This window comes from Tildeniella sp. (assembly GCF_059505325.1).
Genome location: NZ_JCACKI010000064.1, coordinates 247311 through 259675, shown reverse-complemented (window position 1 = coordinate 259675; position 12365 = coordinate 247311). Strand labels below are relative to the sequence as shown.

The 12365-nt window shown below is 51.5% G+C and carries 15 protein-coding genes and 1 pseudogene; 8 read left to right on the top strand and 8 right to left on the bottom strand.

All coding sequences use genetic code 11. The features are described 5' to 3' along the window. Positions 1–8 precede the first annotated feature (8 nt). From dmeF to rppB, 6 genes are all read left to right on the top strand, one after another. Positions 9–959: a CDF family Co(II)/Ni(II) efflux transporter DmeF gene (dmeF, locus tag AC5JO6_RS22445; RefSeq protein WP_496083256.1), complete on the top strand. Its 951-nt coding sequence runs from the start codon at positions 9–11 to the stop codon at positions 957–959. Between the two features lie 15 nt (positions 960–974). Beyond that, positions 975–4109 carry an efflux RND transporter permease subunit gene (locus tag AC5JO6_RS22440; RefSeq protein ID WP_496083255.1) on the top strand — a complete coding sequence of 1045 codons (3135 nt, stop codon included), beginning with the start codon at positions 975–977 and terminating at the stop codon, positions 4107–4109. A gap of 42 nt (positions 4110–4151) precedes the next feature. Beyond that, entirely contained in the window at positions 4152–4649 is a 498-nt protein-coding gene (locus AC5JO6_RS22435; RefSeq protein WP_496083319.1) for a copper resistance CopC family protein, read from the top strand. Between the two features lie 108 nt (positions 4650–4757). Continuing rightward, positions 4758–5009 carry a hypothetical protein gene (locus AC5JO6_RS22430; protein ID WP_496083254.1) on the top strand — a complete coding sequence of 84 codons (252 nt, stop codon included), beginning with the start codon at positions 4758–4760 and terminating at the stop codon, positions 5007–5009. Positions 5010–5133: 124 nt separating this feature from the next. After that, entirely contained in the window at positions 5134–5838 is a 705-nt protein-coding gene (rppA, locus tag AC5JO6_RS22425) for a two-component system response regulator RppA (RefSeq protein ID WP_496083253.1), read from the top strand. Next, the gene (gene rppB, locus AC5JO6_RS22420) at positions 5825–7156 is read left to right on the top strand and encodes a two-component system sensor histidine kinase RppB (protein WP_496083252.1); all 1332 of its coding nucleotides are present in this window, start codon (positions 5825–5827) and stop codon (positions 7154–7156) included. The genes rppA and rppB overlap by 14 nt, the downstream gene beginning before the upstream one ends. A gap of 25 nt (positions 7157–7181) precedes the next feature. Here the strand turns inward: rppB and arsH are convergent. The 3 genes and pseudogenes from arsH to AC5JO6_RS22405 form a co-directional block, all read right to left on the bottom strand. Continuing rightward, positions 7182–7843: pseudogene (arsH, locus tag AC5JO6_RS22415) on the bottom strand (arsenical resistance protein ArsH). Positions 7844–7909: 66 nt separating this feature from the next. Beyond that, a complete protein-coding gene (locus tag AC5JO6_RS22410; RefSeq protein ID WP_496083251.1) occupies positions 7910–8233 on the bottom strand; it encodes a tetratricopeptide repeat protein in 324 nt (107 codons plus the stop codon). A gap of 394 nt (positions 8234–8627) precedes the next feature. Then, positions 8628–9080 (bottom strand): helix-turn-helix domain-containing protein, encoded by a 453-nt coding sequence (locus AC5JO6_RS22405; protein WP_496083250.1) that lies wholly within the window; start codon positions 9078–9080, stop codon positions 8628–8630. Between the two features lie 83 nt (positions 9081–9163). Between AC5JO6_RS22405 and AC5JO6_RS22400 the strand changes: the two genes are divergently transcribed. Continuing rightward, complete coding sequence (locus AC5JO6_RS22400; protein ID WP_496083249.1) at positions 9164–10054, top strand: tyrosine-type recombinase/integrase; 891 nt, start codon at positions 9164–9166, stop codon at positions 10052–10054. 179 nt (positions 10055–10233) lie between these two features. Here the strand turns inward: AC5JO6_RS22400 and AC5JO6_RS22395 are convergent, their stop codons facing one another. From AC5JO6_RS22395 to AC5JO6_RS22375, 5 genes are all read right to left on the bottom strand, one after another. Next, complete coding sequence (locus AC5JO6_RS22395) at positions 10234–10356, bottom strand: hypothetical protein (RefSeq protein ID WP_496083248.1); 123 nt, start codon at positions 10354–10356, stop codon at positions 10234–10236. A 15-nt stretch (positions 10357–10371) separates the two neighbouring features. Next, a complete protein-coding gene (locus AC5JO6_RS22390) occupies positions 10372–10683 on the bottom strand; it encodes a hypothetical protein (RefSeq protein WP_496083247.1) in 312 nt (103 codons plus the stop codon). After that, positions 10680–10880, bottom strand: a complete 201-nt coding sequence (locus tag AC5JO6_RS22385; RefSeq protein WP_496083246.1) for a hypothetical protein — start codon at positions 10878–10880, stop codon at positions 10680–10682. The genes AC5JO6_RS22390 and AC5JO6_RS22385 overlap by 4 nt, the downstream gene beginning before the upstream one ends. An 89-nt stretch (positions 10881–10969) precedes the next feature. Next, on the bottom strand, positions 10970–11281 hold the full coding sequence (locus AC5JO6_RS22380) for a helix-turn-helix domain-containing protein (protein ID WP_496083245.1): 312 nt from the start codon (positions 11279–11281) through the stop codon (positions 10970–10972). Further along, positions 11278–11892 (bottom strand): hypothetical protein, encoded by a 615-nt coding sequence (locus AC5JO6_RS22375; protein ID WP_496083244.1) that lies wholly within the window; start codon positions 11890–11892, stop codon positions 11278–11280. The genes AC5JO6_RS22380 and AC5JO6_RS22375 overlap by 4 nt, the downstream gene beginning before the upstream one ends. Before the next feature lie 194 nt (positions 11893–12086). On the opposite strand from AC5JO6_RS22375, the gene AC5JO6_RS22370 reads away from it, so the two are divergent. Continuing rightward, positions 12087–12281 carry a ribbon-helix-helix domain-containing protein gene (locus AC5JO6_RS22370; protein ID WP_496083243.1) on the top strand — a complete coding sequence of 65 codons (195 nt, stop codon included), beginning with the start codon at positions 12087–12089 and terminating at the stop codon, positions 12279–12281. Positions 12282–12365: the final 84 nt, after the last annotated feature.

Sequence of the window (12365 nt, the reverse complement as noted above, 5' to 3'; positions counted from 1 at the left end):
AGGACTCCATGCACATCCATAATCTCGAACAGTGGGAGCACACTCACGATTTCTCCGCCAACCAGTATGAAGCAGAAAAAAGCACCCAGAAGGTCATGCTGCTGACAGCCACCACGATGATTGTTGAAATTATCGCTGGCACTCTCTTTGGTTCAATGGCTTTGTTAGCCGATGGCTGGCACATGGCAACTCATACAGCCGCTTTTGGGATCGCTATCTTTGCTTATCGATATGCTCGTCGCTACTCAAGCAGTCCAAAATATACCTTTGGCACTGGAAAAGTCAGCGCTCTTGGTGGTTTTGCGAGTGCGACCGCGCTTGCCGTAATTGCGCTGGTGATGGCGCTGGAGTCGATCTCCCGCTTCTTTCAACCTCAGGTCATCCAGTTTAATGAAGCGATCGGGGTCGCGATCTTTGGACTGGTGATCAATCTAATCAGTGGTTTTCTACTTCAGGAACACCATGATCATTCTCATGGTCACGACCACCCTCATGATTACAATCTGCGGGCGGCTTACATTCATGTCTTGGCGGATGCGCTTACCTCTGTTTTTGCCATCGTTGCGTTGCTGGCAGGAAAACTCCTTGCCTGGAATTGGTTAGACCCGGCGATGGGTTTGGTCGGCGCAGCATTGATCACCCGATGGGCGTTCGGCTTGCTCCAAGATACCAGTTCAGTATTACTGGACGGAGCCTCTGATCGAAAAACAAGAGCAGCCGTTACATCCGCAATTGAAGAGGACTCTGATAGCCGCGTTGTTGACCTTCATCTGTGGTCTGTTGGTCAAGATCACTTGGCAGCGATCGTCTCACTGGTAACGCATTACCCCAAAGCCCCAGAGCATTACAAAAAATTGCTGACTAACATCGAGCATCTTGCTCACGTTGTTGTGGAGGTCAACCCGTGTCATGGGCAACCCTGTGCCCCTTCTCTGTCTGGCAGTAATAGAACCACTTAATTTTTTAATTCGCTTATGCTGAGTGCCATTATTAAGTGGGCGATCGCCCGCCGCTGGTTGGTGATTTTGGGTGCCATGATCCTGACCATCTGGATTGTTCGCACCATCAGCCAAATGCCGCTGGATGTCTTTCCCACCTTTGCACCACCGCAAGTGGAAATTCAGACGGAAGCACCCGGACTCGCGCCTGAAGAGGTGGAATCGCTGGTGACGCTGCCGATCGAGAGTGCCATCAATGGTACACCAGGAGTTTCAGCCGTGCGGTCTTCCAGTGCCGCCAGTATCTCGGTGGTGCGCGTGGTGTTTAACTGGGGCACCGACATTTATCAAGCTCGACAGCTTGTGACGGAACGGTTACAGTCCGCTCAAAGTAAACTGCCAGAAGGCATTGAGACTCCACAAATTGCGCCCATCAGTTCACCGATTGGCACGATCGTCACCTACGCCTTCACCTCTCAAACCACTGACTTGATGGACGTGCGGCGCATTGTCGATTGGCAGGTGACAAACCGCTTGCTGGCAGTGCCAGGAGTCACGCAAGTGATCGTCTTTGGTGGCGATGTGCGGCAGTATCAAGTGCTGGTTGCGCCTGAGAAATTGCAGGCGTTCAACGTCTCCCTCCAAGATGTATCAGAAGCCGTGGCAGCAGCAAACGTGAATGCGCCAGGCGGCTATTTGATCACACCCGATCGCGAGAAGCTGATCCGAGGCATCGGGCGGATTGAAGACATTGAAGCCTTGAAGCAATCCGTGATTACGGCTCGTAATGGTACACCCGTCAGCATTACAGACGTTGCTGAGGTCAAAATCGGGGCCGCCGTGAAGCGTGGGGATGCCAGTGTCAACGCCCAAAAAGCGGTCGTTGCGATCGTCAATAAACAGCCACAAGCCGATACACCCACTGTCACCCGCGCTGTGGAAGCTGCAATGGCAGAGGTGAAAGCAGGCTTGCCAGAAGGGATTCAGGTGGCAACAACCTTTCGCCAGGAAACTTATATTGATGCGTCGATTGAGAATGTGCGGGAAGCCTTAGTCGAAGGCAGCATTATCGTTGCCTTGATCCTGATTCCGTTCTTGATGAACTGGCGCAACTTAGCGGTGTGTTTGGCGGCTTTGCCCCTGTCCTTGTTGATCGGTGTGTTGGCGCTCAACTGGCTCGGACAAGGCTTGAACACCATGACGCTGGGAGGTTTGGCAGTGGCGATCGGCTCTGCGGTGGATGATGCGATCGTCGATGCTGAAAACGTCTACCGCTGTCTGCGAGAAAACAAATATGCTCCCAAGCCCCGCCCTGTTTTAGAAGTCGTTTTTGAAGGGTGTCAGGAAGTGCGCGATTCGGTGTTTGGAGCCACGATTATTACCGTCGTTGTCTTCTCGCCCATCTTTGCGCTCACGGGTGTCGAAGGCAGTATTTTCATCCCAATGGGCTTGGGCTACCTGGCGGCAGTGTTAGCGTCTAGCGTCGTCGCCTTGACCGTCACGCCTGCTCTGTGCGCGCTTTTGCTGCCCTATGGTCGCTTGCCCGAACGAGAACCGTGGGTTGCCCGGTTTTTCAAAAGACTGTATCTACCGCTGCTCACGTTTGCGATGCGACGATCGACTGTTATTTTCGGCATCGCGGCAGCAAGTTTAGTAGCGGCGGTAATCGTGGTGCCGTCGTTTGGGCGCACCTTTCTCCCAGAGTTTCAGGAGCAATCGCTGGTTAACACGCTGCTGCTCTACCCTGGCTCATCGCTGGAAGCAACAAATAGCGCTGCTTCCGTGCTGGAACACAAGCTGAAAGACAATCCCCGCTTTCAAAGCATTCAAGTGCGATCGGGACGAGCAGCAGGTGATGCGGATGCCGCAGGTGTGAATCTGGCTCACCTGGATGTGGAGTTGAGCGAGACGGGCATGAAAGACCGCAAAGCCAGCGTGGAACTGTTACGCGAGGAGTTTAGCAAAGTGCCAGGAGCCGCACCAAATGTCGGTGGCTTCATTTCGCACCGGATGGATGAAGTGCTGTCCGGGGTGCGAAGCGCGATCGCCGTCAAAATCTTCGGTCCTGAACTGGAACAACTCCGCACTCTGGGACAGCAGGTGAATGATGCCATGCAGTCAGTTGAAGGCATTGTCGATCTCCAGTTGGAACCGCAAATTCCAGTCGAGCAGATTCAGCTTCAGTTCGATCGCGTTGCCGCTGCTCGCTATGGTTTAACGATCGGGCAACTGTCAGAAACGATTGAAACCGCGCTGAATGGACGAGTGGTGTCGCAAGTGTTGGAGCAACAGCAAACCTTCGACCTGGTGGTGTGGCTAGAACCAGAAGCCCGTCAAAGCTTAGACACCATTGGCAACTTAAGGGTTGATACGCCCAGTGGCAATAAGATTCCACTGGCACAGGTGGCAACGGTTAAGGACGGCACGGGACCAAACACGATTAACCGGGAAAATGTCTCTCGCTTGCTGGTAGTCGCTGCTAACGCCCAGGGGCGAGACTTGCGCTCGGTCGTGAATAATATTCAAGCCAACGTCAAACAACAGGTGCAGCTTCCTGCTGGTTACTACATCCAGTACGCGGGGCAATTTGAAGCGGAGGAACGCGCCAGCCAAAACATTGTGCTCTTTAGTGCGATCGCCTTCGTTGTCATCACGATCATCATGTATCTCTCGGTGAAATCGGTTGCGTCCACCGTCATGATTATGATCAATCTGCCTCTAGCGTTGGTCGGTGGCGTAATTGCAGTGGCAATGACGGGCGGCATTTTGTCTATCGCCTCACTCGTGGGCTTTGTCACGCTGTTTGGGGTTGCCACCCGCAATGGTTTGCTGCTGGTAGACAACTACAACACCAAATTTGCCGCTGGCATACCGTTGAAAGATTTGCTCATCCAAGGGTCGATGGAACGACTTAACGCGATCCTGATGACAGCGTTTACCTCAGCCTTAGGATTAGCGCCTCTGGTTGTGGCTGGTGGACCTGGGAAAGAGTTACTACAGCCGTTGTCGATCGTTGTTCTAGGTGGACTCTTCACCTCTACCGCCCTGACGCTGCTGATCTTACCTGCGCTCTACGCCAAGTTCGGCAAGTATCTCTTTCCCAAACGGTCAATCGTTGAGAACGGCAAAGTCTCCCAATCAGAGATGGAACGTTTGTCAGGAAAGGCTTAACCGTTTGAGTCAAACAGTTTTGTTCATTCAATCAGGAGAAACATCATGCAATTGAAAATGAATGTGATGACAATGACGGCGATCGGACTGCTCTTCTTGGGCGCTTGCAGCAGTGGCAACCAATCAACCGCTCCTACCAGTAGCCCTGCGGCTTCTGCGCCTGTAGCAACTCAACCTTCTACTGCCGCTGCTCCTGCTGCTAAAGCTGAGACTGGTGAGAATCACGGTGGGCAGGGCGGACAAGTCATTGAGTCAGGTGTCTATCATCTAGAGCTCGTAACTGCAAAAGAAGCAACAGCGACTCACATCGACTTCTTCTTGCAAAAAGGCGACAACCACGAACCGATTCCCAATGCAAAGGTCACGGCTCAACTACAATTACCCGACGGCAGTCAGAAAGCGTTACCCATGAAGTATGACGCTGGCGATAAGCATTACACGGCAATCCTGCCCAGTGCTGCTGCAGGAGAGTACAAAGTTGCCATTCTGTCAGACATCAACGGCGAGAAGGTGAATGGGCGCTTCAGCTTTAAGCAATAAGACTGAGTTTCATTTCATGCTGATTTCATTTCTCAGCCTTAAGCTGGAAATAGGGCTGCTCTGAAAGAGCCTTTGATAGTCTGTTTAATGATTCAGTTAGGAGCAAACATGAACAAATTACACGGAATTAAGGTTGCTGCTGCTGGCGTGATCGCCCTACTGTCCATTGCAACGATCGCGGTTGGTAGTGGTTTGGCTCAAGAGAATCAGAAACCTGTTGCTCCAGAGAATCAGAAACCTGCCGCTCAGACTGAGCAAATGAGCGGTTGTGAGTGCTGCAAAAAAATGATGGAGAAAAAGATGAACGACAGTGAGAACAAAATGCCTGGAATGAATCCCCCAGCGCCATCAGGAAAGTAGGTGTCGTTAGTCTCCTTGGACTGATTGATTGAGCTTTTCCTAACCATCGGAGGTGTTTCAATGAACACCTCTGGTTCAGAGCACAGCGTTGCCAGACAGGTACGGCTGTTTATCAAGCGATCGTATGCGAGTGTTACTGGTGGAAGATGAACCCGATTTAGGTACCGCAATTCATCGTGTCCTGCATCGAGAAAGGTACGTGGTGGACTGGGTTCAAGATGGCAGCGAAGCTTGGGCTTACCTTGATAACTCCAGCGTTCACTATACTTTAGCCATTTTAGACTGGATGCTACCCGGACTGACTGGTGTAGAGTTGTGCCAACGGCTCCGCCGTCAGCATAACCCACTCCCCATTCTGCTGCTGACTGCGAGAGATCGCATGGAAGATAAAGTCGCTGGACTCGATGCCGGAGCCGATGATTATCTGGTCAAGCCGTTTGGTATGGCAGAACTTTTGGCACGCCTGCGGGCGCTGCAAAGGCGATCGCCCGAACTTCACCCCCAACAACTTCAAGTCGGTAAGCTGATGCTCGACTACGGCGCACACACGGTTTCCTGGCAAGATTCTAAGGGTCAACAAGCCCCGATTGCTCTAACCGCAAAAGAGTTTCAGACACTGGAATACTTTATGAAACATCCCAGCCAGGTGGTAACGAGCCAGCAAATCATGAATCAACTCTGGGAAGTCGGCGCAGAGCCAACCAACAACGCGGTAGCTGCTCAAATTCGGCTACTGCGACGTAAGCTTGCGGAAGTCGGATGTGACGGGCTCATTGAAACGATGCATGGCATTGGCTACCGATTCAACGTTCCTTATGCGCCAAAATAAGCTGTTCAACCGCACTCGTGCTCAACTTGCAGGCTGTTATGCCGGAGTCATGGGCTTAATCTTAAGCTTGAGCGGACTGTGCACCCACCAAATGTTAGCCGTTGCTCATTGGCAAGCGGTTGAACAAGAACTGGAATCGATTTCGGGGACGCTGCACGACACTCTGGAACCAAAGCTCAAACAACCCGATCACCTTGAGCCTGCGAGCACGCAAGCCTTACCAGGATTGTGTCTTGCCGAAACGGATTGCTCCAATGACGCTCAAAATCGGCATATCCTCGGCATTGTGCAACAAGGCAGCTACTACATCCGCTTCTTTACGCAGTCTGGACAACTGTTGGCGAGTTTGGGCAGTCAGCCAGATGGGTTGCCACCACCAGCCACCAAAGAGGGCTGGAACACGTTACGCAACCAGAGCGGCACGCGCTATCACCAAACGACGCTGTTGCTAAAAACTGCCACTGGGTCTGCTTGGGGCTACATGCAAATCGGGCGATCACTAAAAGAGTATGACGACTATCTCACCACGCTGCGACTATTACTGGCAGTTGGGCTACCGCTCTCCATGCTGGCGGTTGCAGGCGCAGGGTGGTGGCTGGCTGGGCTGGCGATGCGACCCGTCTACCAGTCCTATCAACAAATGCAACAGTTCACCGCTGACGCTGCCCACGAACTCCGCACTCCCATAGCTGCCATCCGTGCCACTGTTGAGTCGGTTCAGGATGAGGATGATCTGTCAACTGAAGAAATGCAGGAAACATTAGCGGTAGTCGATCGCCAAAACAATCGCCTAGCAAGCCTAGTACAAGATCTCTTGTTGCTGTCTCGGATAGATCAAAAGGTTTTGGCAGAAAAACGTCAAACCTGTTGCCTCAACGACTTGCTTTCTGATTTAGTAGAAAGCTTATTAGTGTTAGAAATTGCCGCTTCCATCAAGCTATTAACGCAGTTTCGAGTCAAGGAGCCGCTGTATGTCATGGGTGATGAAAATCAACTGGGACGCTTATTTTCTAACCTCATCGTCAACGCCCTGCAATACACTCCCCCTGGTGGAATCGTAACAGTGATTTTAGAGCGAGATGAATCCCACGCGTTGATCCAGGTTCAAGACAATGGCATTGGCATCGCCTCAGTAGACCAATCCCGTATTTTCGATCGCTTTTACCGAGTGAGTTCTGATCGCTCTCGCCAAACTGGAGGAGTAGGGTTGGGACTGGCAATTGCAAAGGCGACCGCCCAATCGCATCATGGCAGCATTACAGTCGAGAGTGAGTTGAGCAGGGGCAGCACATTCACTGTACGCTTGCCCTTAATTTAGGGAATGAAATGAGGACTGTTATACGTTACATCTTTTTTAGCTCAACACTATGGGGAGTGTCGGCTGAAGCCGCTCCCTTAGCTGCCTTCTCCTTCAGTTCGCTGTAGCGATCGGTCAGATAATCCATCTGCTCTCGTAGCAGCAGGGTGAATTTGTAGAGTTCTTCCATCACATCAACCACGCGATCGCGGTAGGGCGAGTCCTTCATCGTGCCGTCTTCATGGAATTCCTGATAGGCTTCGCCACTGAGGATTGATTGGGAATAGTGAACATCCGCATCCAGCGACCGAGAAGACGGAGAGTATTAACAGCATTGAAGGATTGAGAGCCACCAGAGACTTGCATGACCGCTAATGTTCTGCCTTGTGTCGGTCTGACTGCGCCAAGGCTGAGGGGAATCCAATCAAGCTGGTTCTTGATGATGCCTGTAATTTGACCGTGCATCTCTGGGCTGGACCAGACTTGTCCCTCAGACCACAGACTCAACTCGCGCAGTTCTTGCACTTTGGGATGGGTATCAGGGACGCTGCCGTAAATTGGCAACTCACGCGGATCGAAAAACTTCACCTCTGCCCCAAACTCCTGCATGATACGTGCCGCTTCTTCTGCCACCAAGCGACTGTAGGAACGCTCTCGTAGAGAGCCGTAGAGGAACAGAATGCGGGGTGGATGATCAAAGGTCATCATAGTAGCAGTCAGTCGTAAGGTTCAGTCGTGAGGTTATAAAACTATGTAGCTTGAAAGCTCAGGAGCTTACAAGTCACCCGCTGTTGCATCAGCTAAATCAGTTTCTAATTGCTTCAGTGCTTGAGTTTCTTGCAGGAAAAGTTGATGACGAGTAATCGAATCATCTAGCGACTTGATGCTACTCTCGCTGACTTGAAGAGCTTGGGTGTAAGCAGCGATCGCGCCCTGATAGTCGCCTCGCTTCGCCTTTGCTTGTCCCTGGTTGAGCAAGTCCGCAGCGCTCGCTTGAACCGAGAAGGATGGCACGCTTTGAGCTTGGACAAGCAATGCTGACCCACTAAGTACTGTACTGATGCCGAAGACTGCTAGAGCTTGACGCATAGAACGCATAGCTTTCTCGCCTCTTTACTATCTATGAGCATACATTCAGCTAGCTTCGTCAGCAGCACCCAATGGTAACAACCGGAGCAAGCTGAGCGGAGATTGTGTTGGTCTCTTGCCCCTTTCTCAGCGCGAATGAGTCCAAGCCTGCTCCAGAGCCGCTTGTACACTCTCTAATCACTATCTTCTTGGTCACGCTCAATTCATCTGTTCGCCGCACTGCTCCGCAGAAGGTCAAGCTGCGATAGTCAGCCCTATAATTCAGCATTGAAGTTGGGCAAAGCTAAGCAAGCAGCGCAGCAAGCTTCCTTGTAATATCCACACGTTCCCTGGAAAAACGAATAGATCTCTTGAGTGGCATTTCCTGATCCAAGAAATTACGAGATGTGCTTGAACCTACTTTTCACTTCTTGTAACTCTGACCACAGTATGGACAGAATCGAAATTTGAGGGATTCAACGGGCTTGTGGCAATCTGGACAGCGATCACACAATGCACTGCTACAGGCAAAGCAATATTTAGAACGAGTTGTCGTCCACATGGGGTCGGGTGGGGTTCCAGGTACCCAGCAGCGGGGGCAGAACTTGAGTGAGGCGATCGCCTCTACTGCTACTCCCTTACAGACCGCATCCAAATACTCCACAGGGACACCCAATGCATAAGCCAAGCCGCTTTTAGGTGCTTGCTTCAATCGAGTCGTCTGCCCACGCTCGATTTTGCCTACACTTTGTAGGTGAACCCCTGCGCGTCCTGCCAGTTCTTTCTGGCTCAGCCCCAGGCTCATCCGCACCCGCCTGACGTAATTTGCCAGGGTTTCTTCAGGGTTTGGAGCCAGTTCTTGCTGTAAAAGTGGCATTAAAGTGTACGTAAATCTATTTCTCTTAAGACTATATTATTTGTTCAGTTTCGCTGTCATTTCGACTACCCTCATTAAGGTAAATGACTACTTCACTCGCTACAGTCACCATCGCCTTTTTGCAACGCCCCGGTTTGGCTCATACGACCTTGCGTTCCTATGAATCGACGCTGATGCCCCTGCTGCAAGAATACGGGCGATTACCGATCGAAATCTTGACTCGCCAAACGTTACAGGACTATCTCAACAACCTGACTGAGATTTCCTACACCACTCATCACCGTCATCAAGCGATTATCCAGGCATTGTTCAACTTCGCCGTAGAGCAAGGCTATCTGAAAGCCAACCCGATCGCTCAGCTGAAACGGCGAAAACCAGACCAGGCGAAAGGTGAACATCGGAGCGATGCCGTCATTCGTTATCTGACACCAGAGCAGCTTGCAGTGTTGTATCGTACGATCGCCTCTGATCTGCGCCTGAATGCGCTCGTGCATCTCCTGCATCATACAGGCGCAAGAATTGCCGAAATCCTAGCGCTCGACTTGCAAGACCTGAATCTGGAGCAACGGAAGTTTCAGGTCTTGGGCAAAGGCAACAAGCAACGCTGGTGTTTCTACAGTGAAGATGCCGCAAAAGCATTAGAACGCTACTGTCGCTATCAAAGGCATTCCAGCAGTGTGGCATTATTTACAGCACAGCAACCCTTTACTTTGGAAGTCAGTCGTCTGAGCTACCGTATGGCACATCAAGACTGGACTGACTTCATTGCCCAAGAAGCAACCCTGAAAAGCATTCGGATTCACGACCTGCGCCACACCTTCGCGACCGAACGGGTGGGCTTGATGGGCATTGAGGAACTGCGAGCGTTAATGGGACATCAGAACATTCAGACAACTTTGCGTTACCAAAAGGTAACATCACAGCGAGCCGAAACGGTTGCCAAGAAAGCCTTTGAATCACTCACTAAAAAGTGATTATAGAAAGTGTACATGTAGTAACAATTTACCCCATTGAGTCTTTTGATGCAGAGTATGGACGGTACTCTGCATCAGTAAAATGAGTGTTCCTGCTGCCAGCGCCGTTATCCCTGCATCCCAATCGGTGGCACCAACAAAGAAGGCTTGCTAGCGGAAACAGCAGGTAATCGGTCAGGTTAATGGTGATAGTTGCTCCTGCCAACTAGCGCGATCGCCAACTTAGATTCTGCTTCCACGACACGGAAAACATTCGAGGAGATGCCTTCGTCATACAAATTGGTAATCGGAAAAAGTGGCATAACGGCTTCCTGGTACTACTCTGGAAGAGGAGCGTCTAACTGCAAAGATTGGGCAATCAAGTAAGCTTCCTCGGCAGTGAACTGAGTCATCCCACCATCCGGACTAACGTGAATGGACTCCCGGATTTGCTCATCGGTTTTCTCTAGCGCAATGGCTTGGGCAAGATCGCTTTTGAGATCCTTGAAGAGCGATCTCACGCCATAGGTTTTCCGCAGGGTGACACTCCAGGCACTACAGTCTCTATATTGCAAGGCGGCAAAGCGACGAGCCGCAAACTCTGCTTTCTGGAACGGGGTCAGCGTACTTATTTCAGTTGGTTCGTTCATGATTCGTCTAAGTGAGGCGATGGATCAAAGATGATGGTGAAATCAGCGGCGGTTTGCTGATGCAGCAGTTTGAGATGGGCTTCCGCATCGCCTCGACGACGGCAACGAGCGACTGTGAGCCGTTTCAAATTTGGCAGGAGTCGGACAATGCACCACGGATGTAACTGCTGCTGATAGTTCACACTGGTCTGACTCATCGGCTTTCCAAGCTTTCAAAACACTCCAACCACCTTATAAAGAGTGAGTTGTGTAAAACAGGTCAGGGTGGTATTGACTTTCAGACCATTTAGGCATCTGTTTTGTCCTGCTGGGGTGGACAGAGTGCCATTACGAGGTCTGGAGGCATTTGCTCAAAGTGTTCCAGCAGGAAGTCCATGAGGGCGAGATGACGCAGGTCGATCGCGGTGGGACGCCGATAGCTGCGACCGCGACGGAACCAGCAGCGCACGGTAGAAGTAGAGCGCGAACAGATCGCCGCGATCGCTTCCTGACTGACGTGCCACTTGGCGTAGAAGGTCTGCGGTGTCATGCCAAGCTGACAGTAGCTGTAGCGGTCAATCAGGTGGTGTTCGCGGTCAGTCAGAGAGCGGGGATTCACAGGGACTCCTCTGCTGTCATTGGTTCGAGGTCGCCTTCCCAGGCAATGTCCGCTTGCACCCATGCGGCGCTGGGTGAGTTGGCATCCAGCCAGATGAGGTAGCACCAGTCCCAACAGCAGCAATGGGGCGCAAAACTGTAGAATCTGCCGATCGCGATGCCCCAGTCAGTGGGTTCACCATTGGAAAGCCAACGGAGGCGATCGCCGTAGAGGAACCGAGGCATTTCGACATCGGGGAAAGTGGTCGGTAGGTCAGTTGCTGGGGGTGGGAGTTGCAGGTTGGACAGAGCGTTCGATGTGTCGAGGGTGCTGCTCCGTAAGGCATCTAAATAGGCAGCGAGAAGTCTACCGTTGAGATTGGCGGTCAGGGTTTGGATGAGGATGGCAGCGAGGGGTTCGGCTTCCTGTGATTTGAGCGCGACCCAAGTGGTGTCGAAGCTGGCATCGGAGTAAGTTTTGAGGCGGCAAAGTAAATCAGCAATGGCAAAGTCAGCTAATGCTTGCTGATAGCCTGTCTGGTAAGCCCCTGTAGATACGATGGCAGGGTTAGGAGTGCGGCAAGGTGGTGTTTGACGACACCACAGTCGAGTTGCCTTGGAACGATTTGGCATAGGATTGAAACTGCTCCTAGTGAAGTGGGAGTGAGTGCCAGACCCCGTGCCGACCAAAGCTGTGGGTCTGGCCTTTGACGTTAGTTTAGAAGCTTTAAGACGATAGGGCAATAGGGCATAGTGACAATTGCCCTTTATACATCTTGCGATAAGGGAGAATAGCCCTAGAGGAGATGTTTAGCCCTGACTCCGTAATGGCAGAGAAAAAAGCTCAAATCCGCGTTTACTTGCCGACTGATACCGACAAGATTCTCAAAATTTTGGCAGCGGTGAAGGAGTCATCTGTCAATGCTCTAGTGAATGAAGCGATCGAGCATTGGTTGGAGGAGGCAGAGCAAAAGGAAATTGTGGAGAAGTTTAACCTCGATCAGTTAGATGAGATCGGCTAGGAAATCCTTCCAACAGCAATTTTCACCTAACGGCAATGGGCTCGCTAGAAATGATTCCTTGATGACTGGGAGCAATCGCTTTCT

Bases quoted from the DNA above. Each gene is read 5' to 3' on its own strand.
- dmeF (WP_496083256.1), top strand. From the start codon at position 9: ATGCACATCCATAATCTCGAACAGTGGGAGCACACTCACGATTTCTCC.
- AC5JO6_RS22440 (WP_496083255.1), top strand. From the start codon at position 975: ATGCTGAGTGCCATTATTAAGTGGGCGATCGCCCGCCGCTGGTTGGTG.
- AC5JO6_RS22430 (WP_496083254.1), top strand. From the start codon at position 4,758: ATGAACAAATTACACGGAATTAAGGTTGCTGCTGCTGGCGTGATCGCC.
- rppA (WP_496083253.1), top strand. From the start codon at position 5,134: ATGCGAGTGTTACTGGTGGAAGATGAACCCGATTTAGGTACCGCAATT.
- rppB (WP_496083252.1), top strand. From the start codon at position 5,825: ATGCGCCAAAATAAGCTGTTCAACCGCACTCGTGCTCAACTTGCAGGC.
- AC5JO6_RS22410 (WP_496083251.1), bottom strand. From the start codon at position 8,233: ATGCGTTCTATGCGTCAAGCTCTAGCAGTCTTCGGCATCAGTACAGTA.
- AC5JO6_RS22405 (WP_496083250.1), bottom strand. From the start codon at position 9,080: ATGCCACTTTTACAGCAAGAACTGGCTCCAAACCCTGAAGAAACCCTG.
- AC5JO6_RS22400 (WP_496083249.1), top strand. From the start codon at position 9,164: ATGACTACTTCACTCGCTACAGTCACCATCGCCTTTTTGCAACGCCCC.
- AC5JO6_RS22395 (WP_496083248.1), bottom strand. From the start codon at position 10,356: ATGCCACTTTTTCCGATTACCAATTTGTATGACGAAGGCATCTCCTCG.
- AC5JO6_RS22390 (WP_496083247.1), bottom strand. From the start codon at position 10,683: ATGAACGAACCAACTGAAATAAGTACGCTGACCCCGTTCCAGAAAGCA.
- AC5JO6_RS22385 (WP_496083246.1), bottom strand. From the start codon at position 10,880: ATGAGTCAGACCAGTGTGAACTATCAGCAGCAGTTACATCCGTGGTGC.
- AC5JO6_RS22375 (WP_496083244.1), bottom strand. From the start codon at position 11,892: ATGCCAAATCGTTCCAAGGCAACTCGACTGTGGTGTCGTCAAACACCA.
- AC5JO6_RS22370 (WP_496083243.1), top strand. From the start codon at position 12,087: ATGGCAGAGAAAAAAGCTCAAATCCGCGTTTACTTGCCGACTGATACC.